The 23,092-nt window shown below is 68.3% G+C and carries 19 protein-coding genes and 2 pseudogenes (1 of these 21 cut by a window edge); 15 read left to right on the top strand and 6 right to left on the bottom strand.

Annotated elements, in window-relative coordinates; all coding sequences use genetic code 11:
• Positions 1–114: 114 nt before the first annotated feature.
• Positions 115–1,002 (bottom strand): LysR family transcriptional regulator, encoded by an 888-nt coding sequence (locus AC3AOF_RS32925; protein ID WP_236993194.1) that lies wholly within the window; start codon positions 1,000–1,002, stop codon positions 115–117.
• 133 nt (positions 1,003–1,135) lie between these two features.
• On the opposite strand from AC3AOF_RS32925, the gene AC3AOF_RS32920 reads away from it, so the two are divergent.
• The 9 genes from AC3AOF_RS32920 (at position 1,136) to AC3AOF_RS32880 (ending at position 10,717) form a co-directional block, all read left to right on the top strand.
• Positions 1,136–1,969 (top strand): transporter substrate-binding domain-containing protein, encoded by an 834-nt coding sequence (locus tag AC3AOF_RS32920; protein ID WP_236993195.1) that lies wholly within the window; start codon positions 1,136–1,138, stop codon positions 1,967–1,969.
• A 1-nt stretch (position 1,970) separates the two neighbouring features.
• Entirely contained in the window at positions 1,971–2,768 is a 798-nt protein-coding gene (locus tag AC3AOF_RS32915) for an amino acid ABC transporter ATP-binding protein (RefSeq protein ID WP_488349224.1), read from the top strand.
• Between the two features lie 10 nt (positions 2,769–2,778).
• Positions 2,779–3,453: an amino acid ABC transporter permease gene (locus AC3AOF_RS32910; protein ID WP_488349223.1), complete on the top strand. Its 675-nt coding sequence runs from the start codon at positions 2,779–2,781 to the stop codon at positions 3,451–3,453.
• Positions 3,453–4,118: an amino acid ABC transporter permease gene (locus AC3AOF_RS32905; RefSeq protein ID WP_488349222.1), complete on the top strand. Its 666-nt coding sequence runs from the start codon at positions 3,453–3,455 to the stop codon at positions 4,116–4,118. The genes AC3AOF_RS32910 and AC3AOF_RS32905 overlap by 1 nt, the downstream gene beginning before the upstream one ends.
• Positions 4,119–4,180: 62 nt before the next feature.
• Positions 4,181–5,494: a hydantoinase/carbamoylase family amidase gene (locus tag AC3AOF_RS32900; protein WP_488349221.1), complete on the top strand. Its 1,314-nt coding sequence runs from the start codon at positions 4,181–4,183 to the stop codon at positions 5,492–5,494.
• Positions 5,495–5,542: 48 nt separating this feature from the next.
• Positions 5,543–6,202, top strand: a complete 660-nt coding sequence (locus AC3AOF_RS32895) for an aspartate/glutamate racemase family protein (protein WP_488349220.1) — start codon at positions 5,543–5,545, stop codon at positions 6,200–6,202.
• Positions 6,203–6,218: 16 nt separating this feature from the next.
• Positions 6,219–7,694: a dihydropyrimidinase gene (hydA, locus tag AC3AOF_RS32890; protein ID WP_488349219.1), complete on the top strand. Its 1,476-nt coding sequence runs from the start codon at positions 6,219–6,221 to the stop codon at positions 7,692–7,694.
• A 639-nt stretch (positions 7,695–8,333) separates the two neighbouring features.
• Positions 8,334–9,779, top strand: coding sequence for an FAD-binding oxidoreductase (locus tag AC3AOF_RS32885; RefSeq protein ID WP_488349218.1), 1,446 nt, complete (start codon positions 8,334–8,336; stop codon positions 9,777–9,779).
• Complete coding sequence (locus tag AC3AOF_RS32880) at positions 9,779–10,717, top strand: dihydrodipicolinate synthase family protein (RefSeq protein WP_236993203.1); 939 nt, start codon at positions 9,779–9,781, stop codon at positions 10,715–10,717. The genes AC3AOF_RS32885 and AC3AOF_RS32880 overlap by 1 nt, the downstream gene beginning before the upstream one ends.
• Before the next feature lie 423 nt (positions 10,718–11,140).
• Here AC3AOF_RS32880 and AC3AOF_RS32875 read toward each other — a convergent pair whose 3' ends face one another.
• A complete protein-coding gene (locus AC3AOF_RS32875; protein ID WP_488349217.1) occupies positions 11,141–11,407 on the bottom strand; it encodes a hypothetical protein in 267 nt (88 codons plus the stop codon).
• Between the two features lie 468 nt (positions 11,408–11,875).
• Here AC3AOF_RS32875 and AC3AOF_RS32870 point away from each other — a divergent pair, with 468 nt between their 5' ends.
• From AC3AOF_RS32870 to AC3AOF_RS32850, 5 genes and pseudogenes are all read left to right on the top strand, one after another.
• A complete protein-coding gene (locus AC3AOF_RS32870; protein ID WP_488349216.1) occupies positions 11,876–12,550 on the top strand; it encodes a 4-hydroxythreonine-4-phosphate dehydrogenase in 675 nt (224 codons plus the stop codon).
• 886 nt (positions 12,551–13,436) lie between these two features.
• Positions 13,437–13,874, top strand: a pseudogene (locus tag AC3AOF_RS32865) (ATP-binding cassette domain-containing protein); the annotation flags it as partial.
• Between the two features lie 14 nt (positions 13,875–13,888).
• A complete protein-coding gene (locus tag AC3AOF_RS32860; protein WP_488349215.1) occupies positions 13,889–14,647 on the top strand; it encodes an extracellular solute-binding protein in 759 nt (252 codons plus the stop codon).
• An 8-nt stretch (positions 14,648–14,655) separates the two neighbouring features.
• A pseudogene (locus tag AC3AOF_RS32855) lies at positions 14,656–14,943 on the top strand (ATP-binding cassette domain-containing protein); the annotation flags it as partial.
• A 103-nt stretch (positions 14,944–15,046) separates the two neighbouring features.
• Complete coding sequence (locus AC3AOF_RS32850; RefSeq protein ID WP_488349214.1) at positions 15,047–15,745, top strand: ABC transporter ATP-binding protein; 699 nt, start codon at positions 15,047–15,049, stop codon at positions 15,743–15,745.
• Between the two features lie 153 nt (positions 15,746–15,898).
• Here AC3AOF_RS32850 and AC3AOF_RS32845 read toward each other — a convergent pair whose 3' ends face one another.
• Genes AC3AOF_RS32845 through AC3AOF_RS32830 form a run of 4 tightly spaced genes read right to left on the bottom strand, consistent with a single transcriptional unit; the run spans position 15,899 to position 21,915 of the window.
• Entirely contained in the window at positions 15,899–16,948 is a 1,050-nt protein-coding gene (locus AC3AOF_RS32845; protein WP_488349213.1) for an FAD-dependent monooxygenase family protein, read from the bottom strand.
• Positions 16,949–16,957: 9 nt separating this feature from the next.
• Positions 16,958–18,736, bottom strand: a complete 1,779-nt coding sequence (locus tag AC3AOF_RS32840; protein WP_488349212.1) for a ferritin-like domain-containing protein — start codon at positions 18,734–18,736, stop codon at positions 16,958–16,960.
• 15 nt (positions 18,737–18,751) lie between these two features.
• Entirely contained in the window at positions 18,752–20,077 is a 1,326-nt protein-coding gene (locus tag AC3AOF_RS32835) for a radical SAM protein (RefSeq protein WP_488349211.1), read from the bottom strand.
• Positions 20,074–21,915 (bottom strand): hypothetical protein, encoded by a 1,842-nt coding sequence (locus AC3AOF_RS32830; protein ID WP_488349210.1) that lies wholly within the window; start codon positions 21,913–21,915, stop codon positions 20,074–20,076. The genes AC3AOF_RS32835 and AC3AOF_RS32830 overlap by 4 nt, the downstream gene beginning before the upstream one ends.
• A gap of 212 nt (positions 21,916–22,127) precedes the next feature.
• On the opposite strand from AC3AOF_RS32830, the gene tnpC reads away from it, so the two are divergent.
• Positions 22,128–23,092, top strand: partial view of an IS66 family transposase gene (gene tnpC / locus AC3AOF_RS32825; RefSeq protein ID WP_236993540.1) — the 5' portion only. Its footprint extends 319 nt past the window's final position; 965 of the gene's 1,284 nt are visible here — the first part of the coding sequence; it begins with the start codon at positions 22,128–22,130; the stop codon falls past the right edge of the window.

Here is a 23,092-nt window from a genome sequence, read left to right as displayed (position 1 = left end):
CGGACGCAATCCTCCGCCGCCGCTGGGATCTGCTTCCAGTGACGGATCAGGCGACGCATGGTCGTCTTCGCGACCTGCCCCGATGCGAGCGCGCCGCGCCTCTCGCTCACGGCGTCATGCCAGTTCCGCGATCGCCAGTTTGAGCTGATCGATGAAGGCGCGGACCAGCCGCTTCGGAGCACGCGACTTCTGATAGATCACGTAGGCATCGACACTGACACCGGGTCGCAGCGGCCGGACGTCGATCTTGTATCGGCTGCCATGGATGCTGGTGAACGAGTCGACCAGCGCGACGCCGAGCCCGGCTTCCGCGAGCAGGCAGGCCGTATACGAGTACTGGACCTCGATTGAGCCCTCCGAAGGCGGCTCGTTGAAGAATTCTCTCCGCAGAAGGGAGCCGAAACGGGTATCCGACGCGTAGCAGATGAGCGGATACGACCTGATCACGTCCTCGGATATTTCGTGATTGGCTCCGATGGGGTGCCCGGGCTGGAAGGCACACACCATCTGCCCGGTCCCGATCAGCTCGAATTCCAGGCCGGGCCGCATGTAGGGCTCGAGTGAAACCCCGAGATCGGCACGACCGCTCTCGACACCGTCGATCACCCCATCGGTGCGATGGACGTCGAATGTCACGCTGACATCCGGGCGCGTGCTCTTGAAGCTTCTCAGCGCTGACGGAACGACGGCGTTCGCGATCGGAGGTGTCGCCAGCAGGCGCAAGGAGCCGACGCGAGTATCGCGGACATCGGCAAGTCTTCTGGAGAAAGACAGCATCATCTTGAATATCGGTTCGCTGTCCCGATAGATATCCATCGCCTCCTGCGTCGGAACCAGCCGGTTGCCGCTCCGCTCGAAAAGCGCGAATCCGAGCTGGCTCTCCATGTGCTTGATCGCATTGCTGACCGTCGGCTGGGATAATCCGAGGCTTTGCGCAACCGATACAGTCGTCTGACATTGTATCAGCTCGCGAAAAATTTGGAGCTGTCGCAGGTTGAGCATTTTATCAGCACATGCCTTGAATTTAGCCGACTATAGCTAGGGGCTATAGAAACGCAAGTTTCTTTATAGTGAGGCGGTTGCACGAACTCGGATCGCGGCTCAATCCTCGCGAGAGACAGCACGGAGAGTTGCGATGAGAAGCATGCTGGCGGCCGCTGGTTTCGCGATGCTGGCCGCACAGGCTGCGGTGGCCCAGACCCCTCTGAGAACCGCCGTCGACGGCACCTTCGCGCCGCATGCGATGCCGAAGCTGTCGGGCGGGATCGAGGGTTTCAACGTCGATCTGGCGGAGGCCCTGGGCAAGACGCTGGGACGGCCGGTCACGGTCGACACCGCCCAGTTCTCCGGCCTGATCCCGGCGCTCCAGGCCGGCACCTACGACTTTCTCGTCGCCCCCGTGACGGTGAACAAGGAGCGTGCCGAGAACCTCCTGTTTACCGAAGGCTACCTGAACAGCGATTTCCAGTTCGTGATCAAGAAGGGCGCGCCCCCGATCACGAAGCTTGAGGACCTTCGCGGCAAGGTCGTCGCGGTGAACAAGGGGTCGTCGTACGACAGCTGGGCCCGCGAGATGGCCGACAAGATCGGCTGGAAGGTCGAGTCGTACGGGACCCAGACCGATGCCGTCCAGGCCGTGCTGGCGAACCGGGCCTTCGCCAACGTCGCCGGCAGCACCGTCCTGCAATGGGCCGCGAAGAACAACCCGCAGATCCAGCTCTCGCTGCTTCACTCGACCGGTTTCGTCTGGTCGATCGCCCTGCGCAAGGACGAGGTCGCTTTGCGCAAGGATCTCGACCAGGCCCTCGAATGCCTGAAGGCCGACGGCACCATTGCGGCGCTCCACGAGAAGTGGTTCGGCATCAAGCCCGCGGCCGGCTCGGTGGCCGTCACGGTCGACCCGGGCTACGGCGTTCCGGGCATGCCGAACTACGATTCCACGCCCCACGCCGCGGCGTGCCGAGGCTGACATGCAGAGCGTCGAGCCGTTCAGCCCGATCCGCGCTCCGGATGCGGCAGCCGAGTCTTCGCGCGGCGAGCCGCTCCTGCGGATCCGCGACGTGTCGAAGAAGTTCGGGAGCCTCGAGGTTCTCAAGCGCATCAACGTCGACGTCGCTCCGGGCGAGCTCGTCTTCCTGATCGGGCCGTCCGGCTCCGGCAAGAGCACGCTGCTGCGCTGCTGCAACCGCCTCGAGGAGGCGACGAGCGGCTCGATCCGGTTCGACGGGTCGGAGGTGCTGGACCCCGCGCTCGACGTGAACGCCCTGCGGCGGCGCATCGGGATGGTGTTCCAGTCCTTCAATCTCTATCCCCACATGACCGCGCTGTCGAACGTGACGCTCGCGCTGCGCAAGGTGCTGGGGAAGTCGCGGTCGGACTCGAAGGCGATCGCCATGGCGGCACTCGAACGGGTGGGCCTGGCGCACAAGGCCGGCGCCTATCCCGCCGAGCTCTCCGGCGGGCAGCAGCAGCGCGTCGCAATCGCCCGGGGCTTGGCGCTGGAGCCGAAGATGATGCTCTTCGACGAGCCGACCTCCGCGCTCGACCCGGAACTGGTGGGCAGCGTGCTGGCGACGATGCGCAGCATGCGGGAGGCGGGCATGACCATGCTGGTCGTGAGCCACGAGATGCGGTTCGCCCGCGAGGCGGCCGACCGGGTGGTCTTCATGGAGGGCGGGGTCGTCGTCGAGCAGGGTCCGCCGAGCCGGATCTTCGGGCCGGACGCTCAAGCCCGCACGCGCGCCTTCGTCTCGAACGAAGACCGCTGAAGGATCGCCGATGGATCGCTTCATCGATACCTTCTTCAATCCCCAGCAGATCCTGGCGACCTGGCCCGCGATTCTCTCCGGCGCGGTGGTCACGCTGGAGATCGCGGCGCTCGTCGTCGTCACGGGGATCACCGCGGGGATCGGTCTCGCGGTCCTTCGCTGGATCGGCGGCCGCTGGATCAAGTGGCCGCTGCTGGTCTTCGTCGATATCGCCCGGGCCGTCCCGCCCCTCGTCCTCGTCCTCCTGGTGTATTTCGGCCTGCCGAGCGTCGGCATCGACATCCCGGGCTTCGCCGTCATCTGGCTCGTGCTATCCGCGGTGCTGACGGCCTTCGTCGAGGAGATCGTCTGGGCGGGCCTCATCTCCGTCAAAAAGGGGCAGCGCGAGGCCGCGCGATCGACCGGGCTGACCGAAATCCAGGCCCTGCTCCACGTCGTCCTGCCCCAGGCCCTGCGGCTCGCCATTCCGCCGCTGACCAACAGAACCATCTCGATCACCAAGAACACGGCGCTCGGAACCGTCATCGGCGTGCCCGAGATCATCAACCAGGCCACCACCGCCGTCTCGTTCTCCGGCAACGCGACGCCACTCATGATGGGCGCCGTCGCCTATCTCGTCCTCTTCATCCCGATCATCGGCTTCGGCCGCTGGGTCGAGGGGCGGTTCGCCTGGAGGCGTCACTGATGGACATCCTCGCGCAGCAATTCTTCAACCTCGACATCATGGCGAAGGCCCTGCCGCTGATCCTGCAGGGCCTGAAGACCACGCTGCTGATCTGCGTGCTGGTGATCCCGCTCGGGATCCTGGGCGGAATCCTGGTGGCGATCGGCAGCATGGCCCGCAGCGTCATCCTGCGCCGGGGGCTGGGGCTCATGGTCGATCTGATGCGCGCGCTGCCGCCCCTCGTCCTGCTGATCCTGATCTATTCCGGCCTGCCGTTCCTCGGGCTCAAGCTGTCGCCCCTGGTCGCCGTCTCGATCGCGTTCTTCCTCAACAATGCGGCGTATTACGGCGAGGTCATCCGGGCCGGGATCGAGAGCGTCCCCAACGGGCAGTGGGAGGCGGCGCGATCGACCGGGCTGCGGGCCGATCAGACCTTCACCTGGGTCGTCCTTCCCCAGGCCTTGAGAAACGTCCTGCCGGATCTGATCTCCAACACGGTCGAGGTCGTGAAGCTGACCTCGCTCGCGAGCGTCGTGTCCTTGCAGGAGATGCTCTACTCGGCCGACATGGCGCGATCCCTGACCTTCAACAATTCTCCCCTGGTCCTCGCCGCCCTCCTCTACATCGTCCTGCTGTGGCCCGTCGTGCGACTGGTGAGCCGGCTGGAGAACACGTCGGCGAAATGACCGTCGCCAACCGTACGAGCCAAAACGGGTCGGAGGGCTCCGGCCGCAACCTGGATTTCACGATGCCATCCACACGATCATCGATCCCCCGGGCTGCCCCTGCCGATTCGGACCTCGTCGCGGCGGTCCAGGCGCAGCGAGGGCTCGTCGAGGCGTTCTTCAACGCCCTCGCCCTCGCCACCGGCGGCGATCCCGGGATCACCCGCGACACCTACGGTCCGGGCGAGGACTTCGCCCATCGCCTGCTCGCCGAGCATGGCCGGGCCCGCGGCCTCCTGGTGGAGAGGGACCTCGCGGCGAACACCTACGTCACGCTGCCGGGCTGCGACCGGACGGCGCCGCGCCTGGTGATCGGCTCGCATCTCGACAGCGTCCCGCATGGCGGGAACTACGACGGGGCCGCCGGGGTCGTGGCGGGTCTCGTCGCCATCGAGGTGTTGAGCTGGCTCGGCATCACGCCGCGCTGCGACCTCACCGTGATGGGCATCCGGGCGGAGGAGAGCGTCTGGTTCCAGGTCTCCTACATCGGAAGCCGCTCGGCCCTCGGCACGCTGCCGGCGGCGGCGCTCGCGGCGCGGCGCATCGACGGCGACCGGACCCTGGCCGATCACATCGCGGCGGCGGGCGGCGATCCGGAGGCGATCCGGGCCGGCGCACGCCATCTCGATCCCGCCACCATCCGGGCCTTCGTCGAAGTCCATATCGAGCAGGCCGCCACCCTGGTCGAATCCGGTATTCCCGTCGCGATCTGCACCGGCGTGCCGGGCAATGTCCGCTACCCCGAGGCGCGCGTGGTCGGCCGCCACGATCACGTCGGCACGCCGCGCCGCTTCCGACGCGACGCCGCCATGGCCGCCATCGACCTCGCCGCGTCGCTCGACGACCTGTGGGCCCGCGAGGAGGAAGCCGGGATCCCGATGGCGATCACCTTCGGCCGCTTTCACACCGACCCGGCGATGCACGGGCTCACCACCGTGCCCGGCAGCTTCCACTTCAGCCTCGACATGCGCGCCTACGATCCCGACGTGCTCGCGCGGCTCGAGGCGGCCATGCTGGCGCGGATCGGCGAGATCGAGGCGCGTCGGAACGTGCGCTTTGAACTGGGGACGCGGGCGAGCGCGGCGGTCGGACCGGTCGATCCCGCGATCTCCTCCGCCCTCGCGGCCGGTGCCGAGCGCCTGGAAATCCGCACGATGCCGCTCGGCAGCCCGGCCTCGCACGATGCCGCGGCCTTCGCGGCGGCCGGCATCCCGATCGCGATGCTGTTCGTGCGCAACGAGCACGGCAGCCACAATCCGGACGAGGCCATGGAGACCGACGATTTTCTCGCGGGCTGCACGATCCTCGCGGATTGGGTGTCGCGCGAGATCGGCTGATCGTGCGACGCCTCCATCCGTGAACGCATTCCAATGAAGGACGTGACGATGTCGAGCCGTCGCCGGATCCTGGTGATCAACCCGAATTCCAACGAGGTCGTGACCGAGGGGTTGCGCCAGGCCCTGATGCCGCTGTCCTTCGCGCAAGGACCGGAGATCGTGTGCGAGAGCCTGCCGGACGGCCCCCCCGGAATCGAGACGCAGGCGCATGTCGACGGCGTCGCCCTGCCGCTGCGCCGCCGGATCGAGGCCGCCACCGACGTCGATGCCTTCGTGATCGCGTGCTACTCCGATCCCGGATTGCATGTGGCGCGCGAGGGAACGGCGAAGCCCGTCTTCGGCATCGCGGAATGCGGCGTGCTGACCGCCCTGACCCGCGCCGACCGGTTCGGCGTGATCGCGATCAAGTCGGGCTCGATCCCGCGCCATATCCGCTACCTGCGCCAGATGGGTCTGGTCGATCGCCTGGCCGGAGAACGTCCGCTCGAGATGTCGGTCGCCGAGAGCGCGTCCGGCGAAGGAACGCTGGCCCGGATGATCGAGGTCGGCACCGAGTTGAAGGACCGCGATGGCGCCGGCGTCATCGTCATGGGGTGCGCCGGCATGGCCCGCCACCGCCGCCCGCTGGAAGACGCGCTCGGCGTGCCGGTGATCGACCCGACCCAGGCGGCCGTCGCCATGGCCGTCGGGACCGTGTCGGTGTCCTGAGGAAGGGGGAACAACGATGTCCGATTACGACCTTGTCATTCGCGGCGGCACCGTGGGGACCGCGACCGCCTCCTTCCCGGCCGACGTCGCCGTCAAGGACGGCCGGATCGCGGCGGTCGGCCTCGGGTTGCCGGCCGGTGCCCGCGAGATCGACGCCACCGGCAAGTTCGTCCTGCCCGGCGGCATCGACACCCATGCCCATGTCGAGCAGGTCTCCGCCAACGGCCTCTTGAACGCCGACACCTTCGAGAGCGCCACGACCTCGGCCGCCTTCGGCGGCAACACGACGCTGATCGCCTTCGCCGCGCAGCACCGGGGCCTCGACCTGCGCAAGGTCGTCGACGACTACGCGGCGCTCGGCCGGCGCGGCGCCCTGATCGACTACGCCTTCCACCTGATCGTCGCCAATCCCGACCGCAAGACCATCGAGACCGACCTGCCGGCGCTGATCCGCGAGGGGCACGCCTCGATCAAGGTCTTCATGACCTACGACCTCATCAAGGTCGACGACGAGCCGTTGCTCGACCTGCTCCTCACCGCGCGGCAGAACCGCGCCCTGGTCTGCGTCCATGCCGAGAACCACGGGATGATCGCCTGGATGGGGAAAAGGCTGGTCGAGAAGGGGTACACGGCGCCGAAATACCATGCGATCAGCCATCCCCGCGGATCGGAGGCCGAGGCTATCAACCGGCTCATCGCCGCGGCCGAGCTGCTCGATCAGCCGATCATGGTCTTCCACGTCTCGACGGCGGAAGGCGCCGCCGTCATCCGCCAGGCCCGCGGGCGCGGGCTGAAGGTCTTCGCCGAGACCTGCCCGCAATACCTGTTCATGACGAAGGACGATCTCGACCGGCCCGGCATCGAGGGAGCGAAGTGGATGTGCTCGCCGCCGACGCGCGAGGCGGCCGACCAGGACGCGCTCTGGCAGGCGCTGGCGCTCGGCGACCTCCAGACCGTCACCTCCGATCATGCCCCCTACCGCCTCGACGAGACCGGAAAGCTCGCGGCCGGGCCGAACCCGACCTTCAAGCAGATCGCGAACGGCATGCCCGGGCTCGAGACGCGGCTGCCGCTGCTCTTCGACGCGCTCGTGTCCCGCGGCCGGCCCGAATTCGAGGGGAGGGGGCTCGAGAGCTTCGTCCAGCTGACCGCCACCGCGCCGGCCTCCATCTACAACCTGCCGGGAAAGGGCGCCCTGCTCCCGGGCTACGATGCGGACATCGCCATCTGGGATCCGGAGCGGACCGTCACGATCAGCGACGACCTGATGCACGACCGCACGGGATTCACCCCCTTTTCCGGCACGGTCGTCCGCGGCTGGCCGGAGCGGGTCCTGCGGCGCGGCGAGGAGATCGTCGCCGACGGCGCCTGCAAGGCCGCCCCCGGATCCGGCCGGTGGCTCGGCCGCCGGGGCGGCTGGGCGGCCGAGCCGACCGGCCGGCTCGTCGCCGACATGGACCCCCGCCGAAACTTCGGGGCCGAGCTGCTGTGACAGACCCCACAGCGTGAAGGGGCGTCCGGGGAAAGAAAGAGATGCCGGCTTCCCCTTCTCCCCGCCCGCTTGGCGGAGTCACGCATCTCCTTCGAGTACTAACTCTCTGAAAAGGTGTGCGCTTTCCCCTCCCCCCGGCGATCCCGGGCTTGCCCGGTATCGCTGCAAGTTGTGGGGAGGGGTTATGGGGATCGAAGATCCCGCGTGGGGGTGGTGCCGCGGAGAGCGCGAGCTTTGTCCGGCACCACCCTCAACCCCCAGCCCCTCCCCGCAAGGGGGAGGGGAGGCGCGCTGCCTTTAAACGGAGAAAGCTCTCGAACCGAGATGTGTGAATGCGATAGCCCCGCCCGCGGGGAGAGGAGGGACCCGCGCCATTGATTTTCCCCGGACAGCCATGCGCAGGGGGGAGGGGGGAAGCCTGTGCGATGTCTTCCCCTGGACTGTCCTGCATAGCGTGAGGCCTGAAACGATCTTTCGGCGGCCGATTCCGGTCTTGCGGTAAAAAGTACAACACGCATATCATCTTTGCGTGGTAATAATTGCGCGATCGATGCAGATCTGTCGAGCGTATTGCCCATAATTATTCAATGAATTCTCTCGCACATTTTGCATCATAACATGGTCCAAGGAGACAATACCGTGAGTGACGTGATCGCGCGGCTCGCTGCCATCGTCGGCGAGCACAATGTCATACTCGGGGAGGAGCAGGCACCGTTCCTCACCGACTGGCTCGGCAAGTACCGGGGGAGCGCGCTTGCCGTCGTGCGGCCGGGATCGGTCGACGAGGTGTCCGCCGTCATGGCGCTTTGCGCCGAACGGGACGTTCCGGTCGTTCCCCAAGGAGGCAATACCAGCCTGTCGGGCGGCGCGACCCCGGACCGGACGGGGGAGGCCGTGGTGCTGTCCCTGGCCCGGATGAACCGGGTAAGGGCGGTCGACCCGGTCGGGAACACCATCACGGTCGATGCCGGGATCGTCCTGGCGAACGTCCATGGCGCCGCGAGCGCGGCCGACCGCTTCTTTCCCTTGAGCCTCGGCGCCGAGGGAAGCTGCACGATCGGCGGAAACCTGGCGGCCAATGCCGGCGGCGTCGCCGTCCTGCGCTACGGGACGATGCGAGAATTGACGCTCGGGCTGGAGGTCGTCCTGTCCGACGGGCGGGTGTGGGACGGATTGACCGCCCTGCGCAAGGACAACACCGGCTACGCGCTGCGCGACCTGTTCATCGGCTCGGAAGGCACCCTCGGCGTCATCACCGGCGCGGTGCTGAAGCTGTTTCCGGCGCCGCGCGCCCGCGCGACCGCCTTCGTGGCGGTGCAGGACGTCGATGCGGCGCTCGCCCTTCTCTCCATCGTGAGAGCCAGGGGCGGCGACCGCCTCACGGCATTCGAGTTCATGACCGGCGACACGCTCGCGTTGATCCTCAAGCACGTGCCGGGCGCGCGCCTGCCGCTCGACACTCTGCCGCCCGCCGCCGTCCTGATGGAATTGTCCGACACCGACGACGAGGCGGCCCTAATCGGGCGCCTGGAGGAGGTCCTGGCGAGCACGATCGAGTCGGGCCTCGTGCTGGACGGCGCGCTGGCGCAGGACGGCACGCAATCCAAGGCCTTCTGGCGGATCCGCGAAGGCGTGTCCGAGGCCCTCGTCCGGGAGGGGGTGGCGGCGAAACACGACGTCTCGGTGCCGACGGCGGCCCTGGGCACGTTCGTGGCGCTGGCCGATGCCGGGGTGAAGGCCGCGCTGCCCGGCGTGCGCCCGATCGTGTTCGGGCATCTCGGCGACGGCAACCTCCACTACAACCTGCTGCCCCCCCTGGCCCTCGACGAGGGACGGTGGATCGCCGAGATGCCGGCCCTCACCCGGCTGGTCCACGACGAGACGCGCCGCCAGCGCGGCTCGATCAGCGCGGAACACGGCATCGGTCAGCTTCGCGTCTCCGAGATGGAACGCTGCAAGTCCCCGATCGAACTCGACCTCATGGCGTCGATCAAGGCCCTGCTCGACCCGCGCGGACGATTGAATCCCGGCAAGTTGCTGCCGGGGACCCGCACGACCACTGATCTTGCAAGAGGAGCAAACTGATGTCGCGTCTGACCGAAGCCGCCAAGGGCGTCTATGTCATCGCGGTGACCCCGTTCGCGGAGAACGGCGCGCTCGACCTGCCCAGCACCGACCGGATGGTCGATTTCTACCTCGACAAGGGGGCCTCTGGGCTGACCATCCTCGGGATGATGGGCGAGGCGCCGAAGCTGACGGCGGAGGAATCGCGCACCTTCGTCCGCAGGGTGCTGGCTCGCGTCGACGGCCGCGTGCCGGTCGTCGTCGGCGTCTCCGCCCCGGGTTTCGCCGCGATGGGGGAACTGAGCGCGAGCGTCATGGGCGACGGCGCATCCGGCGTGATGGTGGCGCCCCCCTCGACGGTGCGGACGGACGATCAGATCGTCTCCTATTACGGCATGGTCGCCGAGACCCTCGGACCCGACACGCCGTTCGTCCTGCAGGACTTCCCTCTCTCGACCACGGTGCAGATCTCGCCCGGCGTCATCCTGAAGATCGTCGAGACTCACCCCACCTGCGTAATGCTCAAGCACGAGGATTGGCCGGGGCTGGCGAAGATCACGGCCCTGCGCAACGCGAGCGCCGCCGGATCCCGCCGCATCGCGATCCTCGCCGGGAATGGCGGCCTCTTCCTCACGGAAGAGCTCGGGCGCGGCGCCGACGGTGCGATGACCGGCTTCGGTTATCCTGAGATGATGATCGAGGTCTGCAAGGCTTTCGCGGCGGGCGATGCGGACAAAGCCCGCGACATCTTCGATGCGTATCTGCCCCTCGCCCGGTACGAGCAGCAACCGGGCCACGGCCTGGCGATCAGGAAGCACATCCTGGCCAGGCGGGGCGCCATCGCGTCGGCGGCGGCCCGGAAGCCGGCCTCTGGGCTGTCGCAGGCCGACATCGCCGAGATCGACGTGCTGATTGCGCGTCAGGAGCGCCGATTGAGCGAGCTCGATCGGGGTTTGTAGGCCTCGACTGAAGTCTCGGAGCCTGTTCGACCGATTGCGGTAATCTGTTCCACTCACAACCTCATCCTGAGGTGTCAGTCGATTCAAGATCGACCGATCTCGAAGGAGGGCTCCAGAGATCACGACGACATCTGGAGCCCTCCTTCGAGGCTCCCTTCGGTCGCACCTCAGGATGAGGTCGTGGATTGGAAGAAAATTCGTCGTGATGCCGGCCTCGCAAATCGAACAGGCTCTCAAACGCCTGAGAGCCTGTTTGTTTGGTCCGTGCAGATTTCAAGCCTACCGTGTCCATTCCGGGGCCGCGCATCAGCGCCCGGAACGAAGAGGGGGATGCGTCAATAAGTGCGGTAATAATCGGGCGCGAATCTAGAATTCAGCGCAAGAAATCGCTATCATGTCCGTGCTTGGTTTAACGGGTGGATACTATGATTTAATCGAACTTGTTGAGAGAAAATTATAAGTAATTTTTATTATATGATTATTATCGGTAATAATGATATTCTCCAGCCAGGTGCAAAGGGTCGCTGCCGATCCGGTCGGCACATAGGAATTGGGGTGGATCACGCCGTATCGGGCTCCGTCCGGGGCGAACCCATAGGGCGCCACAAGCTTGCCGAGATCCACGTCATGGCTCACGATCACTACGATGGCGAGCGCGACGCCGAGGCCTCCGAGAGCGGCTTCCGTCATCAGAAGATGGTGGTCGAGGATCTACATGCTCCGGGGCGCGCGGGACATCCGGATGCGCATCGTGCCAGGCGGACCAGGCCTTCGGACGGGTGCGCGATCCCGGCGCCACGTAGTCCACGAGCGCAAAGCGGCCCTGCAGGCTCGGAGCCATGACGAGGCCGACCCGTTCGGGCATGAGTTCGCGCACGGTCCAGGCCGGGTCGAGCGTGAAATCGAGGCGTCGTATCGCCGGCGTCACGCCCTCGCCCGAAATCCAGGCTCCCGCCTCCCGTGGACAGATGGATGTCGATCTCCGGATCACGGCACCGCCTTCGACTATGCCGAACGGCTGATCGCCAGCCGCACCGGCGGGCCGCGCGGGGGCCTGCGATCGGCAGACGCCACCGTTTCCCTTTGATCAGGCCGCACTCTCACCCGGCGATCATCGTCGATGCCGTCGAGGCGTATTCCAGTGGAGAGCCGCACCTCATGACCTCGTTCGACTTCATCTTCATGCTGACCCGGAACGACCGCACGGTGACGGATGCCGCCGTGCACGTCGCGACGGCTCTCGCCGCCGGGATCCGGCACATCGGCTTCAAGGATATCGGCCTGCCCTTCGAGGCCCTGGACGACCTCGCCCGCCGGATCCGGGGCGGCGGCGCGGCGACCTACCTGGAGGTCGTCTCCCTCGACCGGGACAGCGAGATCCGCTCGGTGAAGGCTGCGGTCGAGCTCGGTGTCGACTACCTGCTCGGCGGCACCCGCGACGACGATGTCCTGCCGCTCCTGGCCGGGACCGGCATCCGCTACTACCCGTTCCCGGGACGGATCGTCGGCCATCCGAGCCGGCTCGAAGGGACGGAAGGCGAGATCGTCGCGAGTGCCGTCGCGCTCGCATCGCGCGAGGGCGTCGCCGGTCTCGACCTCCTGGCCTACCGATCGTCGCTCGACGTCCCGGCGCTCATCGCCGCGGTCTGCCGGGCGGTGCCGAAGCCGGTCGTCGTGGCGGGTTCGGTCGACAGCCCGGAACAGGTGAGGCTGATCCGGCAGGCCGGTGCCGCCGCCTTCACGATCGGGACCTCCGCCCTCGACGGTCGATTCCCGGCCGCAGGCCCGACACTCGATCTGCAGCTTCAAGCGATCGAAACGGCGGCCGCATGAGGAGTCTGTCCGATGCGGCGGTGGCGCGGGCGATCCGCGAGCGCGCCCGCATCCGGGGACGATCCGCCCGAGGCGGCGCGGGCGTCGGGGCCGGGCGCAGCGATGACCCGTCCGATCCGTCGTCGGACGCAAAGCGCCATGGATCACGGCCGGCAACCTCCGAGGAGGACCCTGCGCGGTGACTGCGAGGGAGGGACCGGAACGGGCTGCGTCCCTTTCCATGGATGCCGCGCTTCGGCGACCCTGTTCGGCTTCCTTGCCGGCCGTTCTCGCAACATCCTGCCGTCTCGGCCGATGGAAACGGCATATTCGCCCGGCAATGATCGCGCAGTGTTCCCAATATAAAAACGGCAATTTGCGCCCGGGGCGGGAATCTTGATTGTGGTACAGCTCTTAGTGATGCGCTTGATCGGTGCGGTTGCGATAAAAAATTAAGCAAATTTCTCAATCATCTGCCCAAACTTTCCGGTTGAGTTATGATTCTGGTGTAATATATATTGTGTAATACCATATGAAATAGTTTATATTATGACAATACGGATGGATCATGAGAGGGATAGTATTAAATGTTGCATCCATTGGCCATTAGGAAGAATTTTTTCGGCGTCGACACATGGCGGGGATCGGTGCGCATTGCGGGTGCGCAGAAATACGTCCAGTCAGATTGCTCGAATATTCGGAGTTTCTCTCGGTCGCTCCCGGATTGCCGCAAGATGTCGTGTTGAGATCGCCAAGGACCATGTCTTTCCGAGACATCCTGCCACTGCGCTTCGAGAAACGCCCGAGGGATACCGATGTCAGCCAATTCCTCAGACAGCCCCCCGCCGACACCGACGGGCAGACGGCACTCTCCGTTCGCGGTCTTGAGATCGGCCTGCCGGTGGGGATGGAGCGTGCCAACGCGGTCACGGGCCTCTCCTTCGATCTCCCGAAAGGCACGATCCTCTGCATCATCGGAGAGTCGGGGTCGGGCAAGTCCATCACCGCCAACGCCATCATGGGGCTGCTGCCGAAAGCGATCACGGTCCGGGCGGGCGAGATCCGCCTCGGCGGCGCCGAGATCGTCGGAATGCCGGCCGAGACCCTGCTCTCGTTTCGCGGGCGGGCGGTGTCGATGATCTTCCAGGACCCGCTCTCCGCCCTCAACCCGCTGATGACCGTCGGCACGCAGATCGACGAGGTCATGACGGCGCACGAGGTCGGCACCCGCGCGTCCCGCCGAAGCCGCTCCCTCGAACTGCTCACCGAGGTCGGCCTGCCCGACCCGGCGCAGATGCTGCACCGCTACCCGTTCCAGCTCTCGGGCGGGCAGCGCCAGCGGGTATGGACGACCCGGTGATGATCCTGGCCGTCAAGGAGGGCCTCCTCGATCCCCTGACCCCGGCGCGGGTGCCGAACCTCGCCGCCCTCGTCCCCGGGACCGTTCATATGGAGGGGATGTGGGCGAACTATCTCCAGCCCTGGCTCGGCATCGCCTACAACACCGAAGCGATGCGCCGGGCCCCGACCTCCTGGGCCGACCCCTACGATCCGAAGGACAAGGGCCGGGTGATCGTGCCCTCGCTGCAGAACACGGAAGGGCTGCCCAACCTCTTCGTCGCTTCCGCCCTCGCCACCGGCCATCCGCTCGAGGCGGCGCAACGCGACGTCGAGCCGGGCTTCCGCAAGCTCGCGACGCTCAAGCCGAACCTGCTGACGGTCTACACCCAGCAGCCCCAGGCCTATAACCTGCTGGAGCAGGGCGCGGCGTGGATGATCTCGTCCGCGATGTCGTCCTACGCGCTGGAGCGCAAGGCCGCCGGCGCCCCGATCGACCTCGCGGCGCCCAAGGAGGGCGTGTTCGCGATGCCGTCGGGCGTCGCCGTGGTGAAAGGCAGCCCTCAAGCGGACCTCGCCTTCGCCTATGTCGACATGCTGCTCGGCGCCGAGTTGCAGCAGCGCCTCGTCGGCCCGACCTTCTCGCTGCCGACCAACCGGGCGGTGCCACGCCCGGCGGGCCTGCCTGCGGATCTCGTGGTGCACCAGATCGACTGGGCCCATGTCGCCCGCGAGCGCGACGGCTGGATCAGGCGCTGGGACCGCGAGATGGCGATCTGAGGCACGCCATGGCGAATCCGAGCATGTCGGATCCCGGCTTCCTGGCGATTTCCGGCGCCGGGAAAAGCTACGGCGCGAGCACGGTGCTCGGCGGCGTCGACCTCGCGGTCGCCCGCGGCGAGTTCGTCTCCCTGCTCGGCCCCTCCGGGTGCGGAAAGACGACCCTGCTGCGCATCATCGCCGGCTTCGTCGCCCCCGATCGCGGCCGGGTCGTGCTCGACGGGCGCGACATCACCCGCAACCCCCCGCACCGGCGCGACGTCGGCGTGGTCTTCCAGAACTACGCCCTGTTCCCGCACCTCACGGTGGCCGAGAACGTCGCCCTTCGGGCTCAAGGCCAAGGGGCATCCCCGGGCCGGGATCGCCGGCACCGTCGCGCGCTTCCTCGACCTCGTCCAGATGGCGCCCTTCGCCGACCGCCGCGCGCAGGCGCTTTCGGGCGGGCAGCAGCAGCGGGTGGCGGTGGCCAGGGCGCTGGCCGTCCAGCCGAAGCTCCTGCTTCTCGAGGAGCCGTTCTCGGCCCTCGACCGCAAGCTCAGGGAGGCGATGCAGATCGACCCGAAGCGCCTGCTGCGCGAGCTCGGCATCACCGCCCTGTTCGTCACCCACGACCAGGACGAGGCGCTGACCATGTCCGACCGGATCGCCGTGATGAATCGCGGCGCGATCGAGCAGCTCGCCGATCCGGTCACGCTCTACCGCCGGCCGGCCACCGCCTTCGCGCTCGGCTTCGTCGGCCTGTCGACCCGGCTTGCCGGCATCGTGCGGGAGGAGGGCGGCGGGATGCTCCGGGTCGAGACCCCGCTCGGGACGGTGCGGGCGCCGAGACGCTTCCTGCCGGGGAGCCCGGTGCTCCTCGGCGTGCGGCCCGAGCGGATCCGCCTCGGTGGCGACGGGCCGAACACGGTCGAGGCCGCCCTCGTCGAGGTCGCCTTCCAGGGCGCCCGCGCCCACCTGTTCTTCGCCGGCCCCGACCGCCCATGCGGCCGCTCGCGCAGGCACGTGGTTCGCCCGCCGCGACGCCATTGCGGAGCACTGGCTGCGGGAGGCCGCCTGATCGGCGCGAGGACCGGGCGAAGCCTCACCGCCGCGTCGTGACAGTCGGGCGACCGATTCGGCGCGCCCGGCGGGGCCAAGTCGAGGCCTGCCGCGACGCCCGGAACGTCGTTGCCAGCAACCCGGATCTCGTCACCTCCATCTTGCCGCGTAACAGGGCGAACGTCGAAATCCGGACTATCGGTAATGTATGACCTACAAGGTGTTTGAATTTCCTTGATCCAGCGATACAGGTGAAGAGGGCGCGGCTGAAACGGCGTAAAGGAATGCGCGATAGTCGCGCCATCCCGGCGACTGCCGGAAGGGGCTCGAGTCGACGGCATGCAGCACGTGGCGGATGTGGGCCGTCGGCAGGGTGGCCTGGTCTTTCGGCGGACCGGACTCGGACCCACCGGACACGAGAGACACTGCGCGGACCGCATCGCACAGCCCGGCAGCCAGCCCCTGCGAGGCGAGAGCATCGCGCGCCAGGGCGGCGTCGCCCAGAAGCAGGGCGCGCGCGCCGGGCACGGCCCATTGGGTCGAGGCGGCCCCGGACCGGCCCGGGGCGACCGCACCTGCGGGAACGTCCGCGACCATCCAGGGTGCGACCTCCGCCAACCCTGCGAGGACCGCATCGATTCCGGCCCGGACCCACTCGCCGCGCCCGACGACACCGAGGACGAGCCCCTGCGCGTTCCCGAGGCGGTAGGCGTAGCCGGACGGGCCGGCGGCGATCCCGAAGGCGCGGGACGGTTCGGGGAAGCGGCCGCCGACATGGAACAGGCGCGACACCAGCGGCGGCCTCGGCCGGTCGCACCGCGCCGCGCTGACGGCCGCGCGGCCGGTCGCGTCGAGAATCGGTACCCGCGGATCGAGGTCGCGAAGCGCGTCCCGCGTCACCGGCGTACCGGCCTTCCATCGCACGCCCGCCCTCTCGGCGAGTCCGAGGAGCGCACAGTCGAGGCCGGGCCGTCCGAGATGGGCGACGCGCGGCCCGCTCACGAGCGTCGGCTGCGGCGTCTCCCATTGCACCCGCCGCCCTTCGAACAGGGCATCGACGCCCAGGATGCCCGGATGCACGCCGAGCTCGACCAGCAGCGCGAGGGCCTGTGCGGGCACGCATTCGATGCTCGGCGGATCGGCCCATGCGGGAAGCCGGTCGGCCCAGACCTCGACGGCGCGTCCGCGCCGCCGAGCCTCCAAAGCCGCGGCCAGCCCGACCGGGCCCGCCCCGAGGACGATGAGCGGCGGCCGAGCGGACACGGCGCGCCGTCAGGCGACGGGCGGGGCCGGCGGCGGATCGATCGGCGCGAAGCGTGGGTCGGCGATGTCGTCGAAGGCCACGAGGAAGCCCTTCTGCGCGACCGCATGGGCGAGCGTGTCGAGGCCGCCGCGCGCGACCATCGCCATTCGCGCGGCGTTGATCTCGTCCGCCCCCCCGAACCGCCCCTTGGCGTAGCCGGCATGGAGGAGTTCCAGCACGCCGGCATAGCTGCCCTGCAGCGCATCGTGCTCCGGTTGCCCCGGGGTCGGGCGCGGCGGATTCACGGCGCGCAGGTAGGTCGCCTCGGGATGCGCGCCGAGCCACTCCTGGATGTCGAGGAAGGTCTGGTAGTGGTCCTCGCCCTCCGCGATCACGGAACCGATCGCCTCGGACCATTCCGGGATCGCGACCGGGCGCAGATCGGCCGGCGGATTGACCAGGGTCTCCAGGATGTCGACGTAGAGACCGTCGACGCCGGCCGAGGGCGCCTCGATCTCGATGAAGTCGGTGATCGCTTGGCGCGTTGCCGCGCGTGGCTGCACCGGCCGGTACGAGCCGGGACCGGCATGGGGCACCGCGCGGGCGACCCGCAACGCCGGTGCGTAGGTTCCCGCCGGCATCAGCCCCCGGATCACGTCGTTGACCGCGCGGGTGTGGCGCATCTCGCCGATGGCGATGCGCATCAGTTCCGCACGGGTCGCGCGCACGTCGTCGCGCAGGCCGGGTGTCCCGCCCAGGGTGGGGTCGTCGTCGGCCTTGAGCGAGTAGGCCGCCGACAGGTATTCCTGGGCAACGGCCAGCTCGACGCCCACGGCGTAATGCAGCTGAGCCAGGAGGACGGCGAGGCTCGAAAACGGCTCGCCCCTGACGGCCTCGGCGACGAAGGGCGCGGTGATCTCGCGCCGGCCGACGACGAAATGCAGCTCCTCCCAGCGCTGGTTGATCTCGTAATGGCGCAGTTCGCTCGGGCGGGCGTCGCCGGTGGCCGGCAGGGGCGGATCGGGCAGCCTGCTCCGATCGAGCCGTTGCCAGGGGACCGCGGCCTGCCAGGGTTGCGGATCGGCGGGCGGCCCGGCCGCCGGATAGACCGGCTGGACGATGTCGGGATGGTTGGTGGCCCAGTAGAAGCAGCCGCAATCGCGGAAATCATGGGTCCAGGGGCTGCACAGCGACTGGGTGAGCTCGCCCGGCAGGAAGGCGGCCGAGAGCGCGCCGTTGTCGTCGAGATAGCGCGCGCGCCTGGTCTTCACCGTCACCGACGTCCCGACCACGGAGATTTCGAAGCGGACCTCGACGTCGGTCCCCTCGGTCAGCAGCCGCACGGCCGTCCAGGTGTCGGACGGCAGCCGGCCCTCGCCCGTACTGACGCCGCTCACGGGCAGCGTGCGCGGATCGAACGACAGCGGACCCAGGATCCCGAAGGTTCCGGCAAGATCGGTCACGACGATCGCGAGACCCGCCGCGAGCGCGGCCGCCAGATCGTCGTAGGCCTTGGCCTCCTCGCTCGAAAGGGTGCCGTCGTTGCGGGCCGCGTCGATGCCGTCCGTGTCGACCCCGACGAGCCGGATGCCGCTGTCGAGGATATCGACCTCCAGAAACGGCAGGAAGCGGCGTTCGAGGTTGCGCAGGTCGCATTCGAGGCCCGGAAAGCAATTGCCCACCCCCGATTCCAGCCGCGTCGAGGCGGGATTGCCGGTGACCGAAGCCGCCACCCGCGCCGGGTCGGCGAAACGCCGGACGGCCGCCACGTTGCGGGCCAGGATCTTCGGCGCGGCATCCGTCGGCATGGCAGTCTCCTGGCGTCAGTGAGGGGTTCCGGGTCGCAGAAGATCGGGCCGCTGGGCGTCGATCTCGCAATAGGCCGACAGGCAGAAGCTCAGCCAATCGCGGACGAAGTCGCAGGCCGCCGTCGAGCGCGTCGGCGCTTCCTGGTGGCAGCCGCCCGAGCAGAGGTAGCGTGCCCAGCAGGTGCGGCAGGGAGCCTGGGCGTGGACGTGGCGTCCGGCGAGGAAGTCCAGGCGGCGGCGTTCGTCGAGGCCGCCCGAATCGCCGAGCTCGAACCCGGCCTCGCCCACCGCCCGGTGGCAGGCATACCAGCGCCCGTCGGCCGAGACCGAGAAATAGCCCCCGCCCGCGCCGCAGGAATAGGGCATGCTGGCGCCGGCATGGATCTGCTTGAGCGCGACGGCGAGGTTCGTAAGGCGGATCGTGCCGCCCGCGCAGGCCCGGGCGATCTCGCGCCGGCTCGCCGCGATCAGCGCGGCGAGATAGGCGGGCCAATGCGCGTCGGTCAGGGCGGTGCCGTCGGCCGCGCGCCGCAGCGGCGATACGCCGACCTCGGGGAAGCCGAGCGCCAGCACCGCCGCGATCCGGGCCTCGAGGTCGAGGCAATCGGCCCGCACCGTCATGCGGGCGGCGATCTGCGCCCGGCCCGGATCGGCCAGGAGCGGGCGGAGGCTTTGCGCGAGTGCGGCGAAGCTGCCCGTGCCGCGCGCGGCCGGCCGCTGGCGATCCTGGATCGCGGCATCGCCGTCGAGGCTGACGGTGACGGCGAAGCGCTCGGCGCGGATCAGGGCGATGTCGGCGGGCGACAGCAGGGTGCCGTTGGTGGTGATCGAGAAGCGCAGGTCGAGGCCGCGCGGCGCGGCGGCTCCCCGCGCGTAGCCGACCACCTCGTGGACGAGCGCGCGGTTCGTCAGCGGCTCCCCGCCGAGGAAGCCGACGGTCACCGGCGCGCCCGGGTCGGCGCCGGCGAGGAGCCGGTCGATGGCGGCGAGCGCGGTCTCGCGCGTCATGCGGCGGTCCTGGGCGCCGGCGAAGCGGCCGCGATCGGCATAGCAGTAGCCGCAGGAGAGGTTGCAGGACGAGGAGACGTTGAGGGACAGGCTTTGGGCGGAGGGCAGCGCGACCGCGTCGAGATCGCCCTCTCCGGACGACGGTTCGGCCAGGGCGAGCGCCAGACGCCGTGCCTCCCCCGGGTCGCCGTCCCAGGCGCGCGCGAGGTCCGGCGGCAGGTCGAAGACGCGGCTGTAGGGCACCACGAGCACGTGCTCGCCGAGCGCGGAGGCGAAGCGCTTGTAGAGCGGCGCCTCGGGATCCGGCGGGACCCGCGCCACGGTCCGGATCATGGCCTGCGCCCCGCCGCGTCGAGCCGTGCCAGCACCGCGTGCCGCCGGGACGCGGCGGATGCCGAGAGCGGGCGCGGCGCCCCCGGTGCCAACGCCAGGCCGGCCATCGCGGGCCGGCCGGCGCGCCTGGCCTCGGTCTTGGCGACCCAGCGCATCAGAAGGTCGTGCTGCCAGGCCGCGACGGTGAGCGGCAGCGCGTTGGACTGGCGCATGAAGGGAGGCATGCGCATCGAGGACACATTCGGAGTCTCGAAGGGCTCCACCTGGAACGGTTCCCGGACGATCTCCCTGATCCGCCCGGGGGCACGGGCCGCCAGATCCTCGAGGTTCTGGAGGTCGGAGAGGTTGCGATGCCGCGCACGCGCGTGCTCGCTCAGGGGCAGCGGGTTCGGGGCCGTGGCACCGGCGATCTTGCGGATCTGATCCCGGAGGGTATCCCGGCCGCCCATGGCGGAGGTCGGCAGCGGGGTTTGCCCGGCGTCGATGTCCACGGCCTGGAGCTTGGCTGCCGGCAGCGGTGCGGCGCGGCCCCGGGGACCCGAACGATAGTAGTCGACGTTGAACAGGGAGACGGTCTCGTAGATGCGCTCGAACAGGTCCTCCACCCAGCGGTCGAGCTGGCCCTCGTCCATCGCGGCGTTGCGGGTGGTGGCGTCGCCGCAGCGGTCGTTGATCTCGTCGGCCACGGACAGGAACGGCCGCCGGTCCGGTGCGAAGTCGGGCGGGCCGACGAAAGCCACGGCGCGCGCGTCGAGGCTCCGCTCGATGCTGGTCGTGAGAACGACGGAGAAATGCACCTCGCAGGTGTCGTCGACCACGCCGAGCGAGGGACCGACCCGGCCCTCCGGGGTCCGCTGATCGACGACGTCGTAGGTGTCGCCCGGGGACGACGAACGACCGAGGTCGGCCCCCACGTTGAACCATCCTGCATTGGCGTCGAGGAACGCATTTTCAGGGCGTACCGCGGGCGCCGGACGCCCCTGGGCAGGCGCGGCGGCGGCGGCCTGCGGCGGCCCGTAGAAGGCGCCCGGCGCCGGCCAGTATCGGAAGCGCATGACCTCGATATCGACCGCCTGCGACCACGCCCGGTCGGTCGGCTGCGGCACGCTGCGCATCCACTGCACGGAGCCCATGGCGATGCTGCGATCCAGCGGGATCATCGGCACCGGCGTGCCGGGCGGACTGGTCGCCGCGATGGGGGTCCTCGTGTGATCGTCCGCCGTCACGATGACCGGCGCGAAGGTTCCGAAGGCGAGGGCGGGATTGCCGGTACGTCGCGCCGCCTTGCGGTTGAACGCCGAGACCTGAAGCGTGAGGGCCGTCGGCGCCAATCCCTCCGCCTGCATCAGGGCCGGCGTGAGCGGGGCCTCACTCCAGGTGCCCGGATCGGATCCGTCCTCGCCCAGGCGTGCCCAGACCTCGAAGAAGGGCGCAACCGGCCGGATCCGCTCGCCGTCGCGGAACACGACAGCATCGGGCATGAAGGGCCGGATACTGGCATCGGGCTCGACGGCGAGAGTCCAATCCGGCGCAAGCGTCGTCTCGCCGTCGTAGCGCGGCTCCTCGACGTCCACCCACTTGTAGCAATCCACCGGAACGGTGCTGCCGCCCAATCGGGCGAACGCAATCGCCGGCGTGACGAAGAGCGCCTGAATGCGAGCCGGCATCGGAGTTGCCTCGCGCGTTCGAGCGGATTCGATGCATAGCGACAATCGAAAGCCGACTCGGAAAAGTCCCGGATCCTCGCAGGGATGTTTCATCAAGGCGCTTGAAATGTCAACCAAACATCTGACAATCTTGTACGAATTCGATCTTTGATAAATTCTGTCATGAATCAAATGTCATAGACGTATTATTTGCAATTCTAAAAAATATTGCTCGCAATAAAAGATGTATTATGATTTGAAAATGCAAATTATTGCACGTTTTTTTTGAGATCATCAAAAGTTGTAATTACCCAGGGGGGTGCCGTGACGGGCGGCTCGGTCGCGGCTTAGGTGTCATGTCGCCCCCCCTTGCCGTCTGATGGTTTGGCTGATTCCCTGTCGGGATGAGCCGCAGCGATTTGGAGCGCCTGAGCAAGGAGGAACTGATCGAGCTGGTGCTGAAGCTGCACCGGCCGGAGAAGACCTCGCGCACCTCGTCCAAGCCGCCGGCCACGGATCGCAAGGAGAGGCGGGAGAAGTCCCGTCCCGGCGGGGCCAAGCCCGGGCATGAGGGCCACAAGCGGGCGCTGACCCCGGATCCGGATCAGGTGGTGGAGCATCGGCCCTGCGCCTGCTCGTCGTGCGGCGAACCACTGCCGGCCGACCTTCCGGCCGAGGTCGTCAGCGTGCACGAGCGGATCGACCTGCCGCTGGTTCGCCCGGTGGTGGAGCAGCACCGGCGCCTGTGCGTGACCTGCCCGGCCTGCCGGACCCGGGTCGCCGCCCGACGCCCGGCGGGAGCCGACGCGACACCCTTCGGGTCGCGGCTGCACGCGGTGGCGACCTACCTGAAGACCTTCCAGGCGCTGTCCTACGAACGGTTGCAGGCGGCGTTGTCGGACCTGTTCGGGCTGAAGCTCAGCCAGGGCGGGCTGATGAACGTGCTGCGGCGCGCCCAAGGCTGCTTTGCCGGGGGCCGGGACGCGGCGCTGGCGCGTCTGCGGCAGGCGCCGGTGGTGGCCTCGGACGAGACCGGGGTGCGGATCGAGGGCACCAACAGCTGGCACTGGGTGTTCCGCTGCGAGGAGGCGGTGGTGCATCACGCCGCCCCGAGCCGGTCTGCTGCTGTCGTCGGCGAGGTGATGGCCGGGCACCGGCCTTTGGTGTGGCTCTCGGACCGGTACTCGGCCCAGCAGGGACACGGCGAGCGCCAGCAGACCTGCCTGGCGCACCTCGCCCGCGACGTGGCCTATGCAGCCGAAGCCAGCGACGACCTGCTCGCCCTGCGGTTCAAGTGGTGGCTCGACAACGCCTTCGGGCTCGCCCGCCGGCTGACCGCGTTGGCCGCCTCGACCCTGGCGCGCAAACG

This window comes from Methylobacterium sp. 142-1Y (assembly GCF_057747795.1).
This window is presented reverse-complemented; position numbering and strand designations above follow the sequence as displayed.